At 37.5% G+C, this 22,406-nt stretch carries 18 protein-coding genes; 13 read left to right on the plus strand and 5 right to left on the minus strand.

What is annotated here, in order from left to right:
• Window positions 1–7: 7 nt before the first annotated feature.
• The 7 genes from lsrC to ACWIW0_RS07470 all read left to right on the plus strand — a co-directional run bounded on the left by lsrC (window position 8) and on the right by ACWIW0_RS07470 (window position 6,642).
• Entirely contained in the window at window positions 8–985 is a 978-nt protein-coding gene (gene lsrC, locus ACWIW0_RS07440) for an autoinducer 2 ABC transporter permease LsrC (RefSeq protein WP_454446946.1), read from the plus strand.
• Between the two features lie 12 nt (window positions 986–997).
• Entirely contained in the window at window positions 998–1,984 is a 987-nt protein-coding gene (lsrD, locus tag ACWIW0_RS07445) for an autoinducer 2 ABC transporter permease LsrD (protein ID WP_454452809.1), read from the plus strand.
• Window positions 1,985–2,054: 70 nt separating this feature from the next.
• A complete protein-coding gene (gene lsrB, locus ACWIW0_RS07450; RefSeq protein ID WP_454452810.1) occupies window positions 2,055–3,074 on the plus strand; it encodes an autoinducer 2 ABC transporter substrate-binding protein LsrB in 1,020 nt (339 codons plus the stop codon).
• Between the two features lie 14 nt (window positions 3,075–3,088).
• Complete coding sequence (gene lsrF, locus ACWIW0_RS07455; protein ID WP_157395687.1) at window positions 3,089–3,967, plus strand: 3-hydroxy-5-phosphonooxypentane-2,4-dione thiolase; 879 nt, start codon at window positions 3,089–3,091, stop codon at window positions 3,965–3,967.
• A gap of 52 nt (window positions 3,968–4,019) precedes the next feature.
• Window positions 4,020–4,322: a (4S)-4-hydroxy-5-phosphonooxypentane-2,3-dione isomerase gene (gene lsrG, locus ACWIW0_RS07460; protein ID WP_454446943.1), complete on the plus strand. Its 303-nt coding sequence runs from the start codon at window positions 4,020–4,022 to the stop codon at window positions 4,320–4,322.
• Entirely contained in the window at window positions 4,315–5,034 is a 720-nt protein-coding gene (locus ACWIW0_RS07465; protein ID WP_454452811.1) for a hypothetical protein, read from the plus strand. The genes lsrG and ACWIW0_RS07465 overlap by 8 nt, the downstream gene beginning before the upstream one ends.
• 114 nt (window positions 5,035–5,148) lie before the next feature.
• Entirely contained in the window at window positions 5,149–6,642 is a 1,494-nt protein-coding gene (locus ACWIW0_RS07470; RefSeq protein WP_454452812.1) for a PTS transporter subunit EIIC, read from the plus strand.
• 146 nt (window positions 6,643–6,788) lie between these two features.
• On the opposite strand, the gene glpC is transcribed toward ACWIW0_RS07470, so the two are convergent.
• The 3 genes from glpC to glpA form a co-directional block, all read right to left on the minus strand.
• The gene (glpC, locus tag ACWIW0_RS07475) at window positions 6,789–8,066 is read right to left on the minus strand and encodes an anaerobic glycerol-3-phosphate dehydrogenase subunit GlpC (RefSeq protein WP_454452813.1); all 1,278 of its coding nucleotides are present in this window, start codon (window positions 8,064–8,066) and stop codon (window positions 6,789–6,791) included.
• 75 nt (window positions 8,067–8,141) lie between these two features.
• Window positions 8,142–9,425, minus strand: coding sequence for a glycerol-3-phosphate dehydrogenase subunit GlpB (glpB, locus tag ACWIW0_RS07480; RefSeq protein ID WP_454452814.1), 1,284 nt, complete (start codon window positions 9,423–9,425; stop codon window positions 8,142–8,144).
• Window positions 9,415–11,106 carry an anaerobic glycerol-3-phosphate dehydrogenase subunit A gene (gene glpA / locus ACWIW0_RS07485; RefSeq protein ID WP_454444452.1) on the minus strand — a complete coding sequence of 564 codons (1,692 nt, stop codon included), beginning with the start codon at window positions 11,104–11,106 and terminating at the stop codon, window positions 9,415–9,417. The genes glpB and glpA overlap by 11 nt, the downstream gene beginning before the upstream one ends.
• A 280-nt stretch (window positions 11,107–11,386) precedes the next feature.
• On the opposite strand from glpA, the gene glpT reads away from it, so the two are divergent.
• From glpT to glpK, 3 genes are all read left to right on the plus strand, one after another.
• Entirely contained in the window at window positions 11,387–12,832 is a 1,446-nt protein-coding gene (gene glpT, locus ACWIW0_RS07490; RefSeq protein ID WP_454452815.1) for a glycerol-3-phosphate transporter, read from the plus strand.
• A gap of 236 nt (window positions 12,833–13,068) precedes the next feature.
• Window positions 13,069–13,848 carry an MIP/aquaporin family protein gene (locus tag ACWIW0_RS07495; RefSeq protein ID WP_454452816.1) on the plus strand — a complete coding sequence of 260 codons (780 nt, stop codon included), beginning with the start codon at window positions 13,069–13,071 and terminating at the stop codon, window positions 13,846–13,848.
• A gap of 33 nt (window positions 13,849–13,881) precedes the next feature.
• Window positions 13,882–15,396 (plus strand): glycerol kinase GlpK, encoded by a 1,515-nt coding sequence (gene glpK / locus ACWIW0_RS07500; RefSeq protein WP_454452817.1) that lies wholly within the window; start codon window positions 13,882–13,884, stop codon window positions 15,394–15,396.
• Window positions 15,397–15,522: 126 nt separating this feature from the next.
• On the opposite strand, the gene mrcB is transcribed toward glpK, so the two are convergent.
• Window positions 15,523–17,913 (minus strand): penicillin-binding protein 1B, encoded by a 2,391-nt coding sequence (gene mrcB / locus ACWIW0_RS07505; protein WP_454452818.1) that lies wholly within the window; start codon window positions 17,911–17,913, stop codon window positions 15,523–15,525.
• Between the two features lie 172 nt (window positions 17,914–18,085).
• Between mrcB and ACWIW0_RS07510 the strand changes: the two genes are divergently transcribed.
• Together ACWIW0_RS07510 and tpx are read left to right on the plus strand one after the other, a co-directional pair.
• Window positions 18,086–19,294, plus strand: coding sequence for an acetate kinase (locus tag ACWIW0_RS07510; protein WP_454445827.1), 1,209 nt, complete (start codon window positions 18,086–18,088; stop codon window positions 19,292–19,294).
• A gap of 195 nt (window positions 19,295–19,489) precedes the next feature.
• On the plus strand, window positions 19,490–19,987 hold the full coding sequence (gene tpx / locus ACWIW0_RS07515) for a thiol peroxidase (protein ID WP_454452819.1): 498 nt from the start codon (window positions 19,490–19,492) through the stop codon (window positions 19,985–19,987).
• Between the two features lie 90 nt (window positions 19,988–20,077).
• On the opposite strand, the gene ACWIW0_RS07520 is transcribed toward tpx, so the two are convergent.
• The gene (locus tag ACWIW0_RS07520) at window positions 20,078–21,400 is read right to left on the minus strand and encodes an anaerobic C4-dicarboxylate transporter (RefSeq protein WP_157394298.1); all 1,323 of its coding nucleotides are present in this window, start codon (window positions 21,398–21,400) and stop codon (window positions 20,078–20,080) included.
• A gap of 157 nt (window positions 21,401–21,557) precedes the next feature.
• Between ACWIW0_RS07520 and dapF the strand changes: the two genes are divergently transcribed.
• A complete protein-coding gene (gene dapF / locus ACWIW0_RS07525; protein WP_454452820.1) occupies window positions 21,558–22,382 on the plus strand; it encodes a diaminopimelate epimerase in 825 nt (274 codons plus the stop codon).
• Window positions 22,383–22,406: the final 24 nt, after the last annotated feature.

The raw sequence follows: 22,406 nt of genomic DNA on the forward strand, positions 1-22,406 counted from the left end.
TATTAATATGTGGAAATTTATCCAAGATAATCGAGAGCTTACAATATTATTAGCGATATTCATATTATTTGGATCATTAGTTGTTTTTGGGAATTTTAGTTTAGAAACATTAACAATGATTTTTAACTCAACTCAAATTCTAGCATTACTTGCGATTGGAGCAACTTTCGTTATTTTAACTCGTAATATTGATGTTTCTGTTGGTTCTATAATGGGATTAAGTGCAGTCATTGTAGGTAGTTTACTGAATTTGGGATATTCCTTAATAACTGCTTGTTTAATAACATTATTGATTGGCATTTTAGTCGGTGGTATCAATGGCTTTTTAGTTACGATACTAAGGATTCCTGCAATTGTCGCTACATTGGGAACATTAGGGCTATATAAAGGGATTATGCTTGTTTTAACAGGTGGAAAATGGATTGAAGGATTACCACAATCTCTAAAAGAACTATCAGAGCCCATTTTACTTAACATATCCCCTATTGGTTGGTCTGTTTTTGTCTTCGTCATTTTAGCTTATCTATTTCTTACCAAAACCAGCTCAGGAAGATGTTTCTATGCAGTTGGAGACAATCTACAAGGTGCATTACAGCTCGGTGTAAACATAAATCTGATTAGAATGAGTGCTTTTGCAATCAATGGAGCTATGGCTGCATTAGCTGGGATAATTTTTGCTTCTCAAATTGGCTTTGTTCCTAACTCTACAGGCAACGGACTAGAAATGAAAGCTATCGCAGCCTGTGTATTAGGTGGCATTAGTTTATTAGGTGGAGCAGGTAATATTATTGGTGCAGTCCTTGGTGCTTATTTCTTAGTGCAAATCGACACAATATTAGTATTAATGAAAGTGCCAGCGTATTGGAATAATTTTGTTGCTGGCGTTGTTCTACTTTCTGTTTTGGTATTTGATGGAAGAATAAGAGTAATGATTGCAAATAATATCAAACAACAACGTTATGCTCGTTTCTTAAAAGATAATTAGAAGGAGTAAATAATGAAAATATTAAAAAAATATAGCTGGGAACTTACCTTATTCATACTGTTAATTATTGAAATTCTAGGCTTTGGTGTAATTAATCCTCGACTATTAGATATAAATGTATTACTCAATAGTACAAGTGATTTTATTTATATTGGAATGCTAGCATTACCACTAACACTTATTATTGTTAGTGGAGGAATGGATATTTCATTTGGTTCAGTTGTTGGTTTATGTGCAATTACTCTTGGCGTTTTATTTAAGTTGGAATTTCCTCTAATTATCGCAATATTTGTTACATTTTTAGTAGGAATAATCTGTGGAGTTATTAATGCATCTCTCATTATTTATACACAAGTTAATCCTTTAGTAATTACTTTAGGAACAATGTATTTATTCGGTGGTGGAGCATTACTCCTTTCAGGTTTTGCAGGTGCTACTGGATACGAAGGAATTGGTGGATTTCCGGATGTATTATTAGACTTTGCTAATCAAACAATTTGGATCATTCCAACTCCAATAATTTATTTTCTAATCATTACATTTTTATTCTGGCTTCTAATGCATCGCACCCGAATAGGAAGAACGACATTTTTAATTGGTCAAAATATAAGAGTGTCGAAATATAGTGCAATGCCAATTAATCAAACATTATTTACGATATATCCCTTAATCGGTTTAGTATCCGCCTTTGTTGCAATCCTATTAGTATCCTATTTTGGTTCGGCTCGCTCTGATTTAGGTAGCTCCTTACTGATGCCTGCATTAACAGCGGTTGTATTAGGTGGTGCAAATATATATGGGGGATCAGGTTCAGTAATTGGGACAGCTGTTGCATCTCTATTAATTGGTTATTTGCAACAAGGATTACAAATGATCGGAATATCTAATGAAATTTCAAGTGCATTATCAGGTGCATTATTAATAGTCGTATTAATTGGAAAATCATTTAACAGTAATAAATCTATATTTACTGACTTTATTAAAAAGAGATTAATTTAAGCTGTACTCAATCCTAACATACTTGCTGTTTGGGTATGTTTTCCAAAAACTCACTTAAAGGAGAAGTTTTATGAAACGTTCATTAATAAAAAATGTAGCACTTTCTGTTGCGTTAGGATTATCAACCCTTAGCTCAGCATCTGCAACAGATAAGGTTGCTTTTATTCCTAAATTGGTTGGTGTTGGATTCTTTACCAGTGGTGGTCAAGGTGCTGTAGAAATGGGAAAAACATTAGGTCTTGATGTTACTTATGATGGACCTGCAGAACCTAGTGTTTCTAACCAAGTACAGATGATCAATAACTTTGTTAATCAAGGATATAACGCGATTATTGTTTCTGCAGTTTCTCCAGATGGGCTATGTTCAACATTGAAAAGAGCAATGAAAAAAGGTGTTAAAGTATTAACTTGGGATTCTGATACGAAACCTGAGTGCCGTAGTTACTATATCAATCAGGGTACTCCTGCTCAACTAGGTTCAATGCTGGTTGAAATGGCTTCTAGTCAAATCACTAAGCCTAAAGCAAAGGTCGCATTTTTCTACTCTAGCCCAACGGTGACAGACCAAAATCAATGGGTAAAAGAAGCAAAAGCAAAAATTGAAAAAGATCATCCTGAATGGGAAATTGTTACAACTCAATTTGGATATAACGATGCCATTAAATCGTTACAAACTGCAGAAGGTATTTTAAAAGCATATCCCGATTTAGACGCAATTATTGCTCCAGATGCAAATGCACTTCCTGCTGCGGCCCAAGCCACCGAAAATTTAAAACGCCAAGGAACAGTTATCGTTGGTTTCAGTACTCCAAATGTAATGAGACCATATGTAAAAAGAGGTACAGTTAATCAATTTGGCCTATGGGATGTTGTGAAACAAGGAAAATTATCGGTAGCAATCACCAATGAACTATTAAAAGGAAAAACTCTTAATATTGGAGATAAATTAACTGTAGAAGGAATTGGAGAAGTTGAAGTATCTCCGAACAAAGTTCAAGGGTATGACTATGAAGTTAAAGATAATGGTATTGTTTTATTACCTGAAAGAGTAATTTTTACTAAAGATAACATTGATAATTACGATTTTTAATTAAGGAGGAAAAAATGGCTGATTTAGATGATATCAGAGATGGAAAAGATTTTGGATTAGGTGTACCACAAATAAATAAACCATTTTATTTAAAAGGTTCTGGTGCCCTAGATTGGGGAATGCAATCTCGCCTAGCTAATATATTTAATCCTAAAACAGGAAAAACAATTATGCTTGCGTTTGATCATGGATATTTTCAAGGTCCAACTACAGGGCTTGAGCGTATTGATATTAATATAGCTCCATTATTTGAATATACAGATGTACTAATGTGTACAAGAGGAATTTTACGCAGCGTTGTTCCTCCAGATACTCGAAAACCAATCGCATTAAGAGCATCTGGGGCAAATTCTATCTTAACCGAACTTTCAAATGAAGCTGTTGCGGTGAGTATAGAAGATGCTCTTCGCTTAAATGTTTCTGCTATGGCTGCACAGGTATATATCGGTTCAGAATATGAACATCAATCAATTAAAAATATAATCCAACTAGTCGATCAAGGTAGTCGATATGGTATGCCTGTTATGGCTGTTACTGGTGTTGGAAAAGATATGGCTCGAGATCAAAGATATTTTTCTTTATCTACTCGTATCGCAGCAGAAATGGGGGCTCATATTATTAAAACATATTATGTTGATAAAGGATTTGAGCGTATTACTGCAGGTTGTCCAGTTCCAATCGTTATTGCAGGCGGAAAAAAACTTCCAGAAAAAGATGCTTTGGAAATGTGCTATAGAGCAATCGATCAAGGTGCATTAGGTGTTGATATGGGAAGAAATATTTTCCAATCAGATTCGCCTATCGCAATGCTTAAAGCAGTTCAAGCTGTTGTTCATGGTGGAGAAACAGCTGAAAAAGCCTATGAATTATATTTAAACGAAAAAAATAGTTAATAATCATTTGGGCTAGATTACTAGCCCAAAACTTATTTAGGAGAAAATGGTTATGTTTGCAATGCTTGTTGAAATTAATATAAAAGAGGGAAAAGAAAAAGAATTTCTAGAGGTTTTTGAACGAAATCATATTGGAACTCGTAAAGAACCAGGTAATTTGCGTTTTGATGTATTAAGAGATCCTAAAATAAGAACTCGATTTTATGCTTATGAAGTATATAAGAATGAAGAAGCATTAGAGGAACATAGGCAAACCGAGCATTATCACAGATGTGTAAAAGAATTAGAGAATATTATGTCTGAACCAAGATCTAAAATTGTATTTGAATGGGTTTTACCAGTAAGTTATGAATAAAATAGAACAAAAAAAGAATTTAATAGATACATTAAAAAAACAATATTTAAGTGTAGGTATTCTTTCATCAAATTGGTTTGCTTTGAAACGGCAATTAGATATTTTAAGTGATAAGAATATTAATATATTACATTTTGATATAGCAGATGGAAATTTTAGTCCATTATTTACTGTTGGTCCTATGGCTATTAAACAATTTAATGATCACTTTTTTAAAGATGTTCATTTAATGGTTAAAGATCAACAGTCTTTTGCTAAATCCTGCGTTGAAAACGGTGCTAATTTAGTTACATTGCAAGTTGAACAAAAAGAAGGGCTTTCTGATACAATAGAATGGCTATCTCAGCAACAAAACCTATATTTAGGAGAGAATAAACCTGTATTAATTGGATTAAGTATCTGTCCAGAAACAGATATTAATTTATTATCGTATTATGTTGAAAAAGTTGATGTATTTCAAATATTAACATTGGACCCTAGAACAGGGGAAAAATATTCTAAAGAGTATATTGAAAATAGGGTTTCCTTGTTAAATCAACTACTAGGAAAAGATCGTATATCAAAGTTAATAAATATTGATGGTTCAATGAATTTAGATTTGGCACTATATTTGAATAGAAGTCAGTCTATAGATTGGTTTGTTTCTGGTAGTGCTTTATTTTCTGAAGACTTACATAACTCATTATGCAAATGGGAAATTCTGAAATATTAATAATGTGTAGAAGATCAAGTCTGATCTTCTACACTAAAACGAGATATACATCACAGAATTGAACATACATTTGTTATATTCTTTGAATATTATTTTATTCAAAGGAGACAATCTATGTTTAAACAACTTCAACAAGTCGGAAAGGCTTTTATGCTACCGATTGCAATTTTACCTGCTGCGGGTTTATTGCTTGGGATTGGTGGTGCATTATCCAACAAGGCAACCGTACAAGCCTATCCTGTATTGGATAATCCAGCATTGCAAGGTATTTTCCAAATTATGTCAGCTGCAGGCAGTGTAGTTTTTGCTAACTTAGCTTTACTGCTCTGTATTGGTTTAGGTATTGGGCTTGCGAAGAGAGATAAAGGCGTCGCTGCTTTAGCCGCAGTTGTTGGTTATTTAATTATGACAGGCACTATTGCTGCCTTAATTCCAATCTTTTCCCCAGAAACAAAAGGGATTGATACAGGTGTTATCGGCTCTTTAGTAATGGGGCTAATTACTGTTAAGCTACATAATAAATACCACAATATTCAGTTGCCACAGATTTTAGGATTCTTTGGTGGTTCTCGCTTTGTACCGATTGTTACCGCATTTGTGGCAATTTTTTTGGGGGCAATATTCTTTTTAATTTGGCCGACTTTCCAAAACTGGCTAGTTTCCGCAGGTAAAGGCATTGCATCAATGGGTGAAGTAGGCACATTTTTCTATGGTTTCCTAATGCGTTTAAGTGGTGCAGTTGGCTTACACCATATGATTTACCCACTATTTTGGTACACTGAATTAGGTGGAACAGAAGTCGTAAACGGTGAAACCATTATTGGTGCACAAAAAATCTTCTTCGCTCAATTAGCCGACCCTAATCATCAAGGGTTATTTACCGAAGGAACTCGTTTCTTTGCAGGTCGATTTGATACGATGATGTTTGGTTTGCCTGCTGCTTGTTTAGCTATGTATCACGCCGTACCTAAAGCTCGCCGTAAATTGATTGGTGGATTATTCTTAGGCGCTGCACTTACGTCATTTATTACGGGAATTACAGAACCTATTGAGTTTATGTTCTTATTCGTAGCTCCTTGGTTATATGTCTTCCACGCATTTTTAGATGGTGTATCTTTCTATATTGCGGATTTCCTAAATGTATCTATCGGAAATACCTTCTCAGGTGGTTTTATTGACTTCTTATTGTTTGGTATTTTACAAGGTAACGAAAATACTCACTGGATTCGTGTCGTCTTAGTTGGTTTACCTTGGGCTGCCTTGTATTACTTCTCTTTCCTATTCTTAATTCGTAAGTTTAATGTAATGACCCCAGGAAGAGCGGAAGACCAAGAAGAAATTGTAGAACAACAAACCACTTCCTTAACTGAAAATGCACATCATATTATTGAAGCATTAGGTACTGCGAGCAATATTGAAAATGTCGATGCTTGTATTACTCGTTTGCGTGTTGCTGTTAAAGATGTAAAAGCAGTAAATAAGACTCGCTTAAAAGCGTTAGGGGCGATAGATGTTCTTGAAGTGGGCGGTGGCGTACAGGCTGTTTTTGGTGCAAAAGCTGTTTTATATAAAAGCGAAGTTAATCAGATTTTAGGAAAAGAAGATTAAGGTGGTGGTGTAATGGACAAAAGTGTGAGGGGAAACGGCCCGAAACCTTATCTATAAGGTGTCAATCTGCTTTTTAGCAACCATTTTGCCCATTACACCAAATTTGTCCATTACACCAATTTCTTTAGTCAGTCCATTCTAATATGCTACTTCTCAATCGCCATTGAAAGCAATGTGATTGGGTGTAAACAAGTCAAATTGGTGGACATATCAATTTGCCATTTACAAGTTTCACATTCAGAAACTACAAAATCAAAACCACCCTTATTGATATGCTCAAACAATGGATTACCAATAGCTTGTGATGTGTTGTAGTTCTCTGCTTTAAAGCCATAAGTACCAGCAATACCACAACATTGTGATGGAAGCATCACAATTTCAAGATCAGGAATATGCTTTAATACGTCCAGAGTATAGGGTGCCCAGCCTGCTTTATCAACGTGGCAAGCGGTATGATAGGCAATGCGTAATGGCATTGATCTAAACTTAGGTTTTCTGCCTTCATTAAAGAGTTTGTATAGATAACGAGTAACAATATTCACGTGAGGGCGAATTTTCGCATTATCCATTCCTAAAACGTGGTGATATTCATCACGCAAATTCATCGTACAACTTGAAGATGTCCCTACAACGTCAAGTTCACGTTTTTCCACCACTTTTTCAAGTTCTTTTAGGTTGAATTTTGCCAATTTTTTAGCTTTTTCAGGAAAACCATTCACTGCAAGTGGTAAACCACAACATTTTTCTTTTTCGAGTAACACAACACCAATATCCATTGCATTAAAGACATCTATTAACTCTTTGCCTAATTGTGGATTATTGTAGTTCACATAACAACCGTGATAATAGGCAATCTTTTCACGATACAAACTTTGGCGTTCTGCTTCTTTTTTCAAATACCAATTACGGAAAGAGCCAAAAGAATATTTTGGAAGTGTTCTATGACGGCTCACATTCAACGTTTTTTCTAACAAGAAACGAGTAGCTTTTAAGCCTGTGATAGTATTTACAATCGGTGCTAATGGCGTATTAAGTTTTCCCATTAAGTCGGTATTGCTTAATACCGCATCACGCAATTTATTCATAAATGGTTTATTCTGGCGATCAAGATGTTTATTTCTTGCCCGAACAATAATATCACCAATTTTCACATCAGATGGGCAAGCGATTTCACAACGTTTACAGTTAGTACAATATTTTAAAGCTTCATCATATAATTCTGCACTTTTTAAACGTAAACGTTCCCCATCAGGCCCCGCTTGCTTAGGGCCTGGGTAATTTGGATTTTGACGAGAAACAGGGCAAACTGCGGTACAAGCAGTACATTTAATACAGCTTTCAAACGACTCATCAAATCCGTGATGAACAACAGCACTCTCTACATTCTGTTGTGCTTGTTCAATTAAACGTTGAATATTATTCATATAGGTTCCTTTATCACTCACTTATTTTGATCTACTCTCATTCATTAACAACAGAGAGCTTACCCACAAAATAATTTATTGATGCAAAATCTCGTCTGCCACAACTAATGCTGTTACCACTGCAACACCTGAACCACAGCCAAGTTCAAGGCTATTAAAACCACCAATCACATTACCTACGGCATAAAGATTACCAACAAATTGCCCATCTTTTTGAATGTGGCACTTATTGTTAATAGCAACCCCTGCTGATTGATAAGGTTGTGGTGAAGAAAAACGTTCTGCCGTCCACGATAAGCGGTCAGATTTATCAAAATTTTTGCAACCAATAATATCGCTATGAAAAACAGGTTCTAAAATATGTTCAAATTCTGCAACCAAGCCATTACTAAAAAAGCTACCCGTTGCTAACACAAAATGCTCGGCAGTGATAAAGTTCTCTTGATGAATTTGAGTATAAATTTTGCTGACTTTACCATCTACAAATTCCGCTCTAAGTGCTTTATCACCATTAAGCATCAAGCCCCCTAATTGCTCAAAACGGTGGCGTAGCTGTTTATGCTGACGGATACCTAAAAGAGATGGCGGCAAGGTTGGTAGTTCAAAAATGGCTAACCCAACAGCTTCTTTTAAGGCGTTAAAGAAACTCTGATCATCTAAGCCAAAGCAAGCAGGCAAGAAAATCGCTTGAGCCCCTTGGCTTGCAGTTTTAATTTCTTTGACTAAATCAGTAAAGGCTAATTTATGTTCAAGTAATTGAGCGATGTTTACGCTACGAAATTCTCGAGCATTATCTCTTAGCTGATCTAACTCAGGTATATTCAAATAAGCCGTCGAAAGCTGACAATGTGCAAATTGAGCATTCTGTTTTAAATTATCGGCTAAGAGCTGTGGTTGAAAATCGTGATAGCCTTCAATCCCTAAAATCGCAATTGAGTGGCAAGGAAAAACATCACTGCCTTGCACTGTTGGTACGCTATTTGGCGACAACCAACTACCACGCAATCCCCCCAATGGCGTAACTCGTAGGTGATTTTCTGCAATACTACCAATTAAACCTAAATTGAGTGATTTAGCTAAATCTTCAAATTGTTGTGCTTTCTCAATCGTTTTTTCTTTACCAATCAAACAATAAGGGTGTTGTGGTAATTGCTGATAGAATGAAGTGTAGTTTTGCTCAAAATGACGAATTTTCCGTCCACTTGGTAATTGGCTAAGTAAATCCATCGATCCTGAAGCGAAATCAATCGCCGCTTGTCCGTTATTGATAATGACACAACGTTTTCCTTGTGCCTGTAAGGTAACGCCGCAGGTTAAACCAGCAAGCCCGCCACCAATAATTACAACATCAAAATTCATTGTTATCCGTCCCTTGCTGTGCTTGTTGTTCAAGCGGTTGAACATCGTTAAGACCTAATAAACTGTAATAGATCCAGCTTGTGAAATCAGCCTCTCGAATGGCATCTCCCCACGCAATTGGCTCAATACCACGCCAACGCTCTTCCATAAATGAGGCTAATTGTGTCGTAGATTGACGGGGTGTTGCGACTTCAAAGCGAGTCATTAAGCCAGCCGCTCGACACGCACAGAGTTCTGCTTGGCAAGTCCCCATTCCTACTCGTGTACGGCGGCGTAAATCAACGAGATTATTTACGCTTAATTCATCTACTGCATAACGCACTTCACCAGCAGTTACCGCTTCACATTCACAAACTAATGAGCGATCAAGACGTTCTTTATCCAACAAGCGAGTCGCTCGTGAACCGTGGCGATACACCGCAGAATAACGAATTGTGCTTGGTAACGAGATAACTTTATTATTAGTTTCCGCTCGGCTTTCACTTGAGCCTGGCAAGGCTCTTTCTGCGGTTATACAGCGGTCGGTTTTGTTTAATTTTTTGCAAACGAGATCTGTCGCCCATTCCGCCATTAAACGATAAGTCATCAACTTACCGCCCGTAATGGTAATAAAACCATTTAAGCCATCACGCTCTTGGTGGTCGAGTAGCACAATCCCACGACTTACATTACGTCCTGAAGGGTCATCATCAGTCGCCACTAATGGACGCACACCTGCATAAGCACGCAATACTCTAGTATGGCGTAAACTTGGTGCGAGTTTTTCCCCTTCACGAAAGAGAATATCCACTTCTTCGGGTGTAACGACCATATTATCAATTTCATCATAAGGAATTCGGCTGGAAGTTGTCCCAATCACAGAAATGGTATCGCCAGGGACTAAAATATCTGCATCAGCAGGTTTACGGCAGCGGTTGATCACCATTTTATTGATACGGTGTCCCATTACCAATAATGCCCCTTTTGCTGGGAACATTCTGATTTTCAAATCACCATATTCAGCAATGCCTTGCCCCCAAATACCTGCTGCATTAACAACAACAGGGGCAAAAAATTGACGATCTACTCGATTTTTATGGTCATAAACATTGACGCCAATAACAGTTGCCCCTTCTCTAATTAAGCCTTTTACTTCACAGTAAGTAAATACTTTGGCACCATTTTCAGTCGCATCAAGCATATTCGATGCTGTTAAACGGAAAGGATCGATAGAGCCATCAGGCACAACAACAGCTCCCACTAATTCAGGATTTACCGAAGGTTCCATATAACGTGCAAGTTTTGGATCAATAGCGACCGCTTCAATACCCGATTCAGTACAAGCATCAATAAAAGTTTTTTGGAAACTAAGATCATCTTCAGGTAACGTAATAAATAACCCTTCCGTTTCATCTATGCAATGACGAGCAATGTTGCGTAAAATTTTATTTTCGACAATACACTCTTCGGCAGACTCTCTATCTTTTACCGCATAACGAGCCCCACTGTGTAACAAGCCGTGATTACGTCCTGTTGCTCCCGTTGCAATATCTCTACGCTCTAACAAAATGCAATCAATACCACGCAATGCACAGTCCCGAGCAATACCCGCCCCTGTCGCACCGCCACCGATAATAATGACATCTGTACTTAATGGTGAAAAATCAGCCACATTTCGATACATTTGAGGTGATATAGCCATAACCGCCCCCACAATTTCAACAAAATAATCAAAAAACAACAAAATAATAACATTATTCTATTCCAATGAGCGAATTAGAACAACAAAATGAGCGAAAAAGTGTGAATAAGATCACTATTTATATATAAAATAATAAAAACCATAAATTTATTGTGAATTAGTTCACAAAATTACATAATTGTTTTAGATACACTTTTTCTTTTTCGATATGATAGCTCTCCGCGATATTCGTAAATGAATATCTTATTTTTCAATAACAACAAATCGTTGGAGTTTTATTATGTTTGGTCCATTTAAACCTGCTCCGCATATTGCAGAGCTACCAGCAGACAAAATTGATTCCACATACAAACGCTTACGTTGGCAAGTGTTTGCAGGGATCTTCTTTGGTTATGCTGCTTATTATTTTGTTCGTGCAAATTTCGATTTAGCACAGAAAGGGTTAATTGAAGCAGGAATGTACACAAAAGCCGAATTAGGTTTAATTGGTACAGCGGCTGGTTTTGCTTATGGTTTGTCAAAATTCTTTATGGCAACTATTTCTGACCGTTCTAATCCAAGAGTTTTCTTACCATTTGGTTTATTGCTCTCTGGTTTATGTATGACAATGATGGGATTATTCCCTTGGGCAACATCAGGCATTGCAGTAATGTGGGCATTGATTTTCTTAAATGGTTGGTTCCAAGGTATGGGGTGGCCTCCTTGTGGTAGAACAATGGTTCACTGGTGGTCTAAATCAGAACGTGGAACAATCGTATCTATTTGGAATACAGCTCACAACGTAGGGGGAACTGTACCAGGTATTATGGTTCTTTTAGCAGGTGCGATTTATTTCAGTGAATATGGAGTAGAAGCAACAGCGAAAGATATTTGGCAACAAGCCCTTTACTATCCTGGTATTGCTGCAATGATTGCTGCCATTCCTATTTATTTAGTAATGCGTGATACCCCACAATCTTGTGGTTTACCACCGATTGAAAAATGGCGTAATGATTACCCAGATGACTATAACGAAAAAACTTACGAAAATAACCTATCTGTGAAAGAAATTTTATTCACTTATGTGTTTAAAAATAAACTGTTGTGGTATATCGCAATTGCTAACGTATTCGTTTACTTAATTCGCTATGGCGTATTGAAATGGTCTCCTGTTTATCTTGGTGAAGTTAAACATTTCAATATTAAAGGAACAGCTTGGGCATATACTATCTACGAACTCGCAGCCGTACCAGGAACACTATTGTGTGGCTGGGTATCAGATAAAGTCTTTAAAGGAAAACGTGGTTTAACCGGTTTCATCTTTATGATTTTAACCACGGCAGCAGTCGTTGCATTATGGCTTAACCCAGCAACACCAGAAAATGAGCTTGCACAATATGCTGGTCACGCTTGGTATGAAAACCCATATCAGTTAATGGACTTCATTTTAATGACCACCATCGGTTTCCTAATTTATGGTCCAGTAATGTTGATTGGTTTACACGCCCTTGAACTTGCACCGAAAAAAGCAGCAGGAACAGCAGCAGGCTTTACAGGATTATTCGGTTATCTTGGCGGTACTGTCGCAGCATCAGCGGTTGTGGGCTGGGCGGCAGAATACTACGGCTGGGACGGCGGTTTCTATGTAATGATTGCTGGTGGTGTATTAGCTATCTTCTTAATGTTCATCACAATGCTAGAAGAAAGTAAACATAAAGCTAAACTAGGCGACCATTACGGCAAATAATAATTAAATAACTCTCTTTATACGCCATATTGATATATTTCAATATGGCTTTTTTGTTTTCGAAATGTGATAAAAATCAAAAAAATCACATAAAAGTAACAAATTTTTGTGCAGTATGTCACAAAAATGACTTTTCCCATTTGCTAAAAATGATCATTTCACTATATTTCACATCCGAAATTTTCGTTTTCAAACAATTATCTATTTTTTTATATTCTAATTTCTTGGGGGAAGTTATGGATAAATCATTAAAAGCCGCTTGCATTGGTGAATTTATTGGTACTGGATTGATTATCTTCTTTGGGGCAGGTTGTGTTGCTGCAGCCCAAGTAGCAGGAGCTACATTTGGGTTATGGGAGATTTCTATTGTTTGGGGGCTCGCTGTTGCGATGGCTGTTTACGCGTCTGCGGGGTTATCTGGTGCTCATTTAAACCCTGCTGTTACCATCGCATTATGGAAATTCGCCTGTTTTGATGGCAAAAAAATCTTACCTTATATCATCTCACAAATGCTCGGTGCTTTTTCCGCTGCTGCGTTAGTCTATTTTTTATATAGAGATCTCTTTATTGCCACAGAAGCTGCACAAAATATCGTGCGTGGCGAAGGCGTTGGCTTTGCTGGAGTGTTCTCCACCTATCCAAATGAACATATTAGCGTATTCCAAGCCTTTATTGTTGAAGTGGTAATTACTGCCGTTCTAATGGTACTTATTTTAGCTTTAACAGATGATGGTAATGGTGTTCCAAGAGGTCCAATGGCACCATTACTCATTGGGTTATTGATTGCTGTTATTGGTGGAGCAATGGGACCTTTAACTGGTTTTGCAATGAACCCAGCCCGTGACTTTGGTCCTAAAATTTTTGCATTCTTAGCTGGTTGGGGAGACATCGCTTTCACTGGTGGTCGTGATATTCCTTATTTCCTTGTACCTATCTTTGGACCTATTGTTGGGGCTTTATTAGGTGGTTTTTTCTACACTCGTTTAATTGGTAAAAATTTACCTTGCAAATTATAACGTAACAATTTCTTTTTAATTAAGGTGATTCCTATGACAACAAAAAAATATATTATTGCTTTAGACCAAGGAACAACAAGTTCTCGTGCAGTATTGTTAGACAAAAATGCTAACATAGTTGAAGTTGCACAACGTGAGTTCACACAAATTTACCCACAAGCAGGCTGGGTTGAGCATAACCCAATGGAAATTTGGGCTAGCCAAAGCTCTACATTAAATGAATTGGTTGCTAAAGCAGGTGTAACTTCTGATGAGATTGCTGCTATTGGCATTACCAACCAACGTGAAACAACAATTGTTTGGGAAAAAGAAACTGGTAAACCAATCTATAATGCGATTGTGTGGCAATGTCGCCGTACTGCTGATTTTTGTTCAAAACTGAAAGAAGATGGACACGAAGAATATATTCGTAAAACCACAGGGTTAGTCGTTGACCCTTACTTCTCGGGTACAAAAGTAAAATGGATTTTAGATAATGTAGAAGGTGCTCGTGAGCGTGCTAAAAAAGGTGAATTACTCTTTGGTACTGTTGATACTTGGCTAGTTTGGAAATTAACTCAAGGTCGAGTTCACGTTACCGATTATACTAATGCATCCCGTACAATGATGTTTAATATTCATACAAAACAGTGGGATGACAAAATGTTGGAATTATTAGATGTTCCAAGAGAAATGTTGCCTGAAGTTAAAAATTCATCTGAAATTTACGGGCAAACTAACATCGGCGGTATGGGTGGTGTACGCATTCCTGTGGCAGGTATTGCAGGAGACCAACAAGCTGCGTTATATGGTCATTTATGTGTCGATGCAGGAATGGCAAAAAATACCTATGGTACTGGCTGTTTTATGCTAATGAATACAGGAGATAAAGCGGTTGAATCTAAAAATGGGCTATTAACGACAATTGCGTGTAATGCTAAAGGTGAACCTTGCTATGCCCTTGAAGGCTCTATCTTTATGGGTGGGGCATCTATTCAATGGTTACGCGATGAGCTAAAAATTATTCACGATAGCCGAGATTCAGAATACTTTGCGGTTAAAGTTCAAAGCTCAAATGGGGTTTATGTTGTACCTGCATTTACTGGCTTAGGGGCACCATATTGGGATCCTTATGCTCGTGGTGCTATTGTTGGGCTTTCTCGTGGTTCTAATCGCAACCACATAGTGCGTGCAACATTAGAATCCATTGCTTATCAAACACGCGAAGTTTTAGACGCAATGCAATCAGATAGCGGCGAAACACTAGAAACATTACGAGTTGATGGTGGTGCAGTAGTCAATAACTTCTTAATGCAATTCCAAGCAGATATTTTAAATGCAAAAGTTGAACGCCCAGTCGTGCGTGAAGTAACTGCATTAGGTGCAGCCTATCTAGCAGGGTTAGCAACAGGTTTCTGGGGAAGTTTAGAAGAGCTGCGTGGTAAAGCCGAAGTAGAAACAACTTTTATTCCTGATGGTGATGAAGAAAAACGTACTAGACGCTATAAAGGTTGGAAACGAGCAGTAAAACGTGCATTAGAATGGGAAAAAGAAGACGCTGAAGAATGATCTGACCCCAAAAAGTTAGACTGATTTAATTCAGGATTGAGTTCTATATTGTATAGGACTCAATCCTTTTAGGTGTAATGGACAAAATAACTGAGATTTTATAGATTACTATAAAAATATGATTAACTATTCCCTTGGAGCAACTTCTTCAATCGGTGCTTGACCTTCCAGTTCATCTGCCTTAGTTGGTTGAGTTTGCGGTGTATCCTTGCTTAGAGAGAGTGCGTCCCATACACTTGGTTTGGCTTCAACTACTGTACCGCCACTGGTGCAATAACGCTGACCTTTATCTTTCCAAACAGGGATTTGACGTGGGCTTGAACAATCCCAAGAGCCGTAGCTGTTAATCCCAACCCACTGTAAATTTGGGCTTTTTGGTAAAACGAAAGGCAATGGTGTGGTACGTTTTAAATACTCCTTATATACTTGCAATGCACCACTTGAACCTGTTAAGTGGGTATCGCTGTTATTATCTTTACCTAACCAAATTGTTGTTACATTTTCGCCATCAATGCCCACAAACCAAGTATCACGAGCATTGTTGGTTGTCCCTGTTTTACCTGCTAAACGGAGTTGAGCAAAATCATTTTGTAGGCTACGAGCTGTACCGCGTTCTACCACTTGTTGCATTGCATATAGGGTTTGAATAGCCGCTTCAGGCGGTAGGACTTGTGTGCTAACTTTATCTATATCTCGCTGTTGAATAACTTCACCAGTATGAGAAATAATCGCTTCAATGGTTGTAAGCGGTGTTTTTAACCCTGAATTTGCCAAGACTTGATAAGACTTAGTTACATCATAAGGTGAAATTGAATATGAGCCTAATAATGTAGCTGGATAAGGTGGAATTTCTGCACTATCCCAGCCCATTTCTTTTTGTTTAGCAATGACTTTTTTCAAACCGACTTTCATTCCAATATTAACCGTTGGAATGTTTAAAGAGCGAACAAGTGCGTCCATTAACATTACCGAGCCACTGAAACGGCGATCATAGTTGCGTGGTGACCAAGGCGGACTACCTTTGATCGTAATAGTAATTGGTTGGTTATTGATTGGGGTATTTAAACGGAATAAGTTCGGTTGAGCTAAACCAATCGCATAAATTGAAGGCTTAACTAATGAGCCGATCTGTCTTTTAGTTTGAATTGCACGGTTAAAGCCTGCAAATTGCGTTAGACGACCGCCCACCACCGCACGCACTTTTCCTGTTTTATATTCCGCAACAACAATCGCTGATTCTAAGTCTTTGATCTTCTTATTTTGTTCTTCAAGGCTTTCTAAACCGTTAATAACAGCTTGCTCCGCTGCACTTTGTTGTTTGTGATCCAAAGTGGTAAAAATTCTTGCCCCTGAAAGTAACGTCATATTATTTTCACCAAATTCCGTTTTTAGCTCAGTGGTTAATGTTTGCATAAATGCAGGTTGTTGGCGGTAAACACTGCCTTTTTCTTTAACACCTAATGGCTGTTGTACAAGAAAATCATATTCGGATTGAGTGATTTTTTGATGTTCTAGCAGAATTTTCAACACCACATTACGGCGTTCTAAGGCAAGTTGTGGATTTCGCCAAGGATTATAGAGAGAGGCCCCCTTCGCCATACCAACCAATAATGCCATTTGTGATAAGCTAATTTCTTGAATAGGTCGCCCAAAATAGAATTGGCTGGCAAGTGCAAAACCGTGAATTTGATAACTACCGTTTTGCCCCAAATAGATTTCATTTAGGTAGGTTTCAAGAATACGGTTTTTATCATAGCGAGCGTCTAAAATAATAGACATCAAGGCTTCGTTAATTTTACGTTCTAATGATTTCTCACTAGTCAAAAATAGATTTTTGACTAACTGTTGAGTGAGTGTACTTGCCCCTTGTACTGTTTTTCCTGCTTGGTAGTTTGTTACCAAAGCTCGCACAATACTTAAAGGGCTAATACCATTATGTTCATAAAAACGCTTATCTTCGGTCAAAATTAGCGTATCTATCAGTAAACTAGGATAATTATGCAGATGCAAAGCCTGACGCTCTTCATCATTATCAGAATGTAGCATTGCGATCAGTTTTGGATCTAAACGAAATTCATCAATCTGCTTACGCTGAATAAGATCTTCTATCGCCACCAGTTTATTATCTATAAACCGCATACGCAGTACACGTTGAGCTTCCGGTGTTTCAGGAAATGGAAAGGCTCGGCGAAGTAACACTAGAGTGTTGCCATCAATTTTAAAATCGCCAGGTGTAACAATATTAGAGACTTCACGATAGCCATTATGAAGTAAGAGTAGCTTGGCTTGTTCTAAATCTAAGTTATCGGATAATTTAATACTTTCAATTCGAGAATAAACTTCAGCAGGTAATTGCCAAATCTGTCCTTCCATTTTAGAACGGATTTTACTGTCTAAATAAATACCATAAATTCCCACACAACAAGCCCCAAGTACTGAGAGCTTAAAGAGCGTTGGAATAATATATGCTTTACGTTTAGGTTTTTCTGGTTGTTCTGTTTCTGGCAAATTTGACATTGTAATGTTATCTATAAAAATTAAGCGGTGTGATTTTACAAGAATTTTGCAAAATCGTACCCTATCAAATCAATTATTTTTGATTTTATTGCAAATTTGCTTGACCATAGGGAATTTAGGGTAAATGATATAGCGGTATTGGTCACTCATTTTAAGTTATGGAGTTATGATTATGTCTGAACAACCTTACATTCTTGTGATTAATTGCGGAAGCTCTTCCCTTAAGTTTTCAATTATCAACCCTGTAAATGAAGAAAGTTTATTATCAGGATTAGCAGAATGCCTGCTCTTACCCGAAGCAAAAATCAGTTGGAAATATCAAGGCGAAAAACATCAAGCCCCCTTACCTGAAAAAGCAAACCATACTGATGCCCTTCAATTTATTACTGAACAAATTCTCATTCATTATCCTGAACTTAAACAACGAATTAAAGCCATCGGACACCGAGTTACACACGGTGGTGAAAAATACTCCCAACCGACTATTCTTACCCCATCAGTACTTGATGATTTAGCTGCCTTAGCTGAACTTGCCCCATTACACAACCCTGCTAATGTAACGGGAGTAAAAGCAGCACAAGTCGCTTTCCCTCATCTAAAAGAAAAAAATGTAGGCGTATTTGATACAGGTTTCCACGCCACTTTACCACCCCAAGCCTATTTGTATGCATTACCGATTTCCTACTATGAAAAATACGGTATTCGACGCTATGGTTTCCACGGTATTAGTCATTACTATATTGCTTATAAAACGGCAGAATATTTAGGTAAGCCACTTGAAGATTTGAATATGATCAGTTGTCATTTAGGCAACGGTGCATCAATTACAGCAATAAAAAATGGACAAAGTATTGATACTTCAATGGGGTTTACACCTTGTGAAGGGCTAGTAATGGGAACTCGCAGTGGAGATGTTGATCCTGCATTATTGATTTATTTAAAACAAAAGCTCAATCTCTCTACACAAGAAACAAGCGATCTTATCAACAAACAATCTGGCTTACTCGGATTAACCAACGGAAGTAGTAGCGATTTCCGTTACATCACAGAGAATTATGCCAAAGATAAATACTGCCAAATTGCATTAGATGTGTACATTCACCGCCTTGTAAAATATATTGGTTCTTATGCAGTATTGCTAGATAACAAACTTGATGCCATCGTATTTACTGGTGGAATTGGCGAAAACTCAGAACTCGTACGCCGTTTAGTGCTTGAGAAATTAACCATTCTAGGTTTTGAACTCGATCAAGAGCGTAATTTAGCTGCACGTTTCGGACAAAGTGGCAAAATTACCTCTGAGCAATCTCAGCACTCTGCCTATGTGATCCCAACAAATGAAGAGCTAGTTATTGCAAAATATACAGCGAGTTTTATTTAGGTGTCTGAAAGTATTTCTTGGTGAAATTTATCAATTAGTGCCGTAAAACTACCTATAAAGTGTTACTTTGTGTGATTTGTTGTAGGAGAATAAACAACTCAATACAAGATATTTATTTTTAATTACGTTAAAAAATCGTTATATTAGTCAGGCTTTTAAAGCATCAACCCATTTAATTTTGATGAAGGATAGATTATGACTCAAATTACATTAGGCGGAAACCCGATTGAAGTAGCGGGTACATTTCCAGCAAAAAATGCAACTGTTGAAAATTTTACTGTAGTAAATAATGGTTTAGAGACTGTTGCATTAGCAGATTTTGCAGGAAAACGTAAAGTATTAAACATCTTCCCAAGTATTGATACGGGTATTTGTGCAACGTCTGTACGAGTATTCAACCAAAAAGCAGCAGAGCTAAATAATACTGTGGTGCTTTGTATTTCAGCGGACTTACCTTTTGCACAAGCTCGTTTCTGTGGTGCAGAAGGGATTGCCAATGTTCAATCACTATCAACTTTCCGTAATAAAGAACTACACTCTCAATTAGGTGTTGATATTGCAACAGGGCCTTTAGCAGGTTTAACGGCTCGTGCTGTGATCGTACTAGATGAAAATAACACCGTTTTACACAGTGAATTAGTGCCTGAAATCAAACAAGAACCAAACTATGATGCAGCATTAGCAGTGCTTTAAAGATATCTAATATAAAGCGGTTAGATCTTTGCAACAATTTGCAATAATCTAACCGCTTTATTTATTCAAGCTAATATAACGATGTTGTCGTTACAGTAAGATACTTGAGAATAATAAACCGAAGCCTAAGCAGAATGCCATACTTAATAAGCCTGGTAACATAAAGCTGTGGTTGAAGATATATTTCCCGATTTTCGTTGTACCTGTACTATCGAAGTCAATAGATGCAATGATTGGTCCGTAGTTTGGAATAAAGAAGTAACCATTTACTGCAACAAATACCCCAATTAAAACAGGTGCTGGGATACCTAGTGCCACAGCGATTGGGAATAATGTCGCAACCGTTGCACCTTGGCTATTTACTAATACAGAAAGAACAAACAGAGCAAAGGCAAACGCCCAAGGTGCTGCTTCTACTAATCCTTGAACCATTCCTTTTACTTCTGTCATATGACCTTGCATTAAAGTATCACCTAACCAAGCAATACCAAAGATAGCAATCACCGCACGCATACCTGCGTGGAATACAGAACCTTGAGTAATTTCATTTCCGTTTGGTTTGCAAATTAAGATAATTAACGCACCAACTGCTAACATTACGATTTCAATTGTATGTGCCATTCCCATTGGTTTTCCATCAAATACTGGACGAAGTGATGGAATAGCCCCCATTACAACAACAAGTAACGCACCGAATAAGAATAAGCCCACTGATGTTTTTGCAGTTGATTTAATTTCGATAGTTTCTGGGTTAGTACCTGCGTGGTTTAATTTTACATACTCAGGATCTTGTAATAAACGTTGATAATGAGGGTCATCTTTTAACTCTTTACCCAATTTATTAACGATTAAACAAGCACAAAATAAACCTAGAATAGTAGCAGGAATTGTTACGCCTAATACGCTACCTAATGTAATGCCTTGTGGCTCAAGGTACGCAACCACAGCAACTACAGCTGCAGCAATCGGACTTGCCACAATCGCAAATTGAGAGGCAATTACTGCCATTGAAAGTGGACGCTCTGGACGAATACCATTATGGCGGCTTACTTCTGCAATAACAGGTAATACAGAATAAGCAACGTGCCCTGTACCAGCAAGAACCGTAAATGTCCAAGTTACTGCTGGGGCAATAAATGTAATATATTTAGGATTACGACGTAAAATATTGGTTGCGATTTTGATCATATAATCTAAACCACCAGCCGCTTGCATTGCAGCGGCGGCAGAAACTACTGCCATAATCATCAACATTACATCAATAGGTAAACCTGCTGGTTTTAACCCAAAGCCAAAAGATAAGATAGCTAAGCCAACACCGCCCATTACTCCAAGACCGATGCCGCCAATTCGTGCACCAATCAGAATACAAAGTAATACAACGGCAAATTGAAGAAGAAACATTGCGGACATAATTGCTCCATTGTAATTTTCAAAAAAAAACTTCATACTGACGAAAAATTCTAGCGATAATTCGCCCCTTCCCAATAGAAAGGCGAGCAATATATCAATAAATAAATATAATCGCTATAACTCAGATCAATAAAAATTTCTAATTATAGGAAAATATATGCAATTTTCTAAAATGCACGGTTTAGGTAATGACTTTATGGTCATTGATGGCGTTACGCAGAACGTTTATTTAACGGAAGACATTATCCGTAAATTAGCTGATCGCCATCGTGGCGTTGGCTTTGATCAACTCTTACTGGTTGAACCACCTTATGATCCTGATTTGGATTTTCACTATCGTATTTTCAATGCAGATGGAAGTGAAGTCTCTCAATGTGGTAATGGTGCGAGATGTTTTGCTCGTTTTGTTACATTAAAAGGGCTGACTAATAAATCAGATATTGGTGTAAGTACCGCCAAAGGCAAAATGGTATTGAGCCTAAAAGAAAATGGAAAAATTACAGTCAATATGGGCGAGCCAATTTGGGAACCTGCTCAAATTCCATTCACTGCTAATAAATTTGAAAAAAATTATATTCTTCGTACCGCTATTCAGACCGTATTGTGTGGCGTGGTTTCAATGGGTAATCCACACTGCGTGTTGCAAGTTGAAAATATTGAAACGGCTAACGTAGATGAATTAGGTCCGTTACTGGAAAGCCACGAACGTTTTCCAGAACGTGCCAACATTGGTTTTATGCAAGTCATTAACCGCAATCACATTAAACTGCGTGTTTTTGAACGTGGAGCAGGTGAAACTCAAGCTTGTGGTAGTGGTGCTTGTGGTGCTGTCGCTGTCGGTATTATGCAAGGATTGTTAGATAATCAAGTACAAGTGGATTTACCTGGTGGTTCACTTAATATTGAATGGAATGGCGAAGGTACGCCACTTTATATGACTGGCGATGCAGTGCATATTTATGATGGTCATATTTACTTATAGGTGTAATGGGTAAATAAGCAACTA

Source organism: Ursidibacter sp. B-7004-1 (genome assembly GCF_053654055.1).

Excerpts from the sequence above, each read along its gene's own strand:
- lsrC (WP_454446946.1), top strand. The coding sequence starts at position 8 with ATGTGGAAATTTATCCAAGATAATCGAGAGCTTACAATATTATTAGCG.
- lsrD (WP_454452809.1), top strand. The coding sequence starts at position 998 with ATGAAAATATTAAAAAAATATAGCTGGGAACTTACCTTATTCATACTG.
- lsrB (WP_454452810.1), top strand. The coding sequence starts at position 2,055 with ATGAAACGTTCATTAATAAAAAATGTAGCACTTTCTGTTGCGTTAGGA.
- lsrF (WP_157395687.1), top strand. The coding sequence starts at position 3,089 with ATGGCTGATTTAGATGATATCAGAGATGGAAAAGATTTTGGATTAGGT.
- lsrG (WP_454446943.1), top strand. The coding sequence starts at position 4,020 with ATGTTTGCAATGCTTGTTGAAATTAATATAAAAGAGGGAAAAGAAAAA.
- ACWIW0_RS07465 (WP_454452811.1), top strand. The coding sequence starts at position 4,315 with ATGAATAAAATAGAACAAAAAAAGAATTTAATAGATACATTAAAAAAA.
- ACWIW0_RS07470 (WP_454452812.1), top strand. The coding sequence starts at position 5,149 with ATGTTTAAACAACTTCAACAAGTCGGAAAGGCTTTTATGCTACCGATT.
- glpC (WP_454452813.1), bottom strand. The coding sequence starts at position 8,066 with ATGAATAATATTCAACGTTTAATTGAACAAGCACAACAGAATGTAGAG.
- glpB (WP_454452814.1), bottom strand. The coding sequence starts at position 9,425 with ATGAATTTTGATGTTGTAATTATTGGTGGCGGGCTTGCTGGTTTAACC.
- glpA (WP_454444452.1), bottom strand. The coding sequence starts at position 11,106 with ATGGCTATATCACCTCAAATGTATCGAAATGTGGCTGATTTTTCACCA.
- glpT (WP_454452815.1), top strand. The coding sequence starts at position 11,387 with ATGTTTGGTCCATTTAAACCTGCTCCGCATATTGCAGAGCTACCAGCA.
- ACWIW0_RS07495 (WP_454452816.1), top strand. The coding sequence starts at position 13,069 with ATGGATAAATCATTAAAAGCCGCTTGCATTGGTGAATTTATTGGTACT.
- glpK (WP_454452817.1), top strand. The coding sequence starts at position 13,882 with ATGACAACAAAAAAATATATTATTGCTTTAGACCAAGGAACAACAAGT.
- mrcB (WP_454452818.1), bottom strand. The coding sequence starts at position 17,913 with ATGTCAAATTTGCCAGAAACAGAACAACCAGAAAAACCTAAACGTAAA.
- ACWIW0_RS07510 (WP_454445827.1), top strand. The coding sequence starts at position 18,086 with ATGTCTGAACAACCTTACATTCTTGTGATTAATTGCGGAAGCTCTTCC.
- tpx (WP_454452819.1), top strand. The coding sequence starts at position 19,490 with ATGACTCAAATTACATTAGGCGGAAACCCGATTGAAGTAGCGGGTACA.
- ACWIW0_RS07520 (WP_157394298.1), bottom strand. The coding sequence starts at position 21,400 with ATGTCCGCAATGTTTCTTCTTCAATTTGCCGTTGTATTACTTTGTATT.
- dapF (WP_454452820.1), top strand. The coding sequence starts at position 21,558 with ATGCAATTTTCTAAAATGCACGGTTTAGGTAATGACTTTATGGTCATT.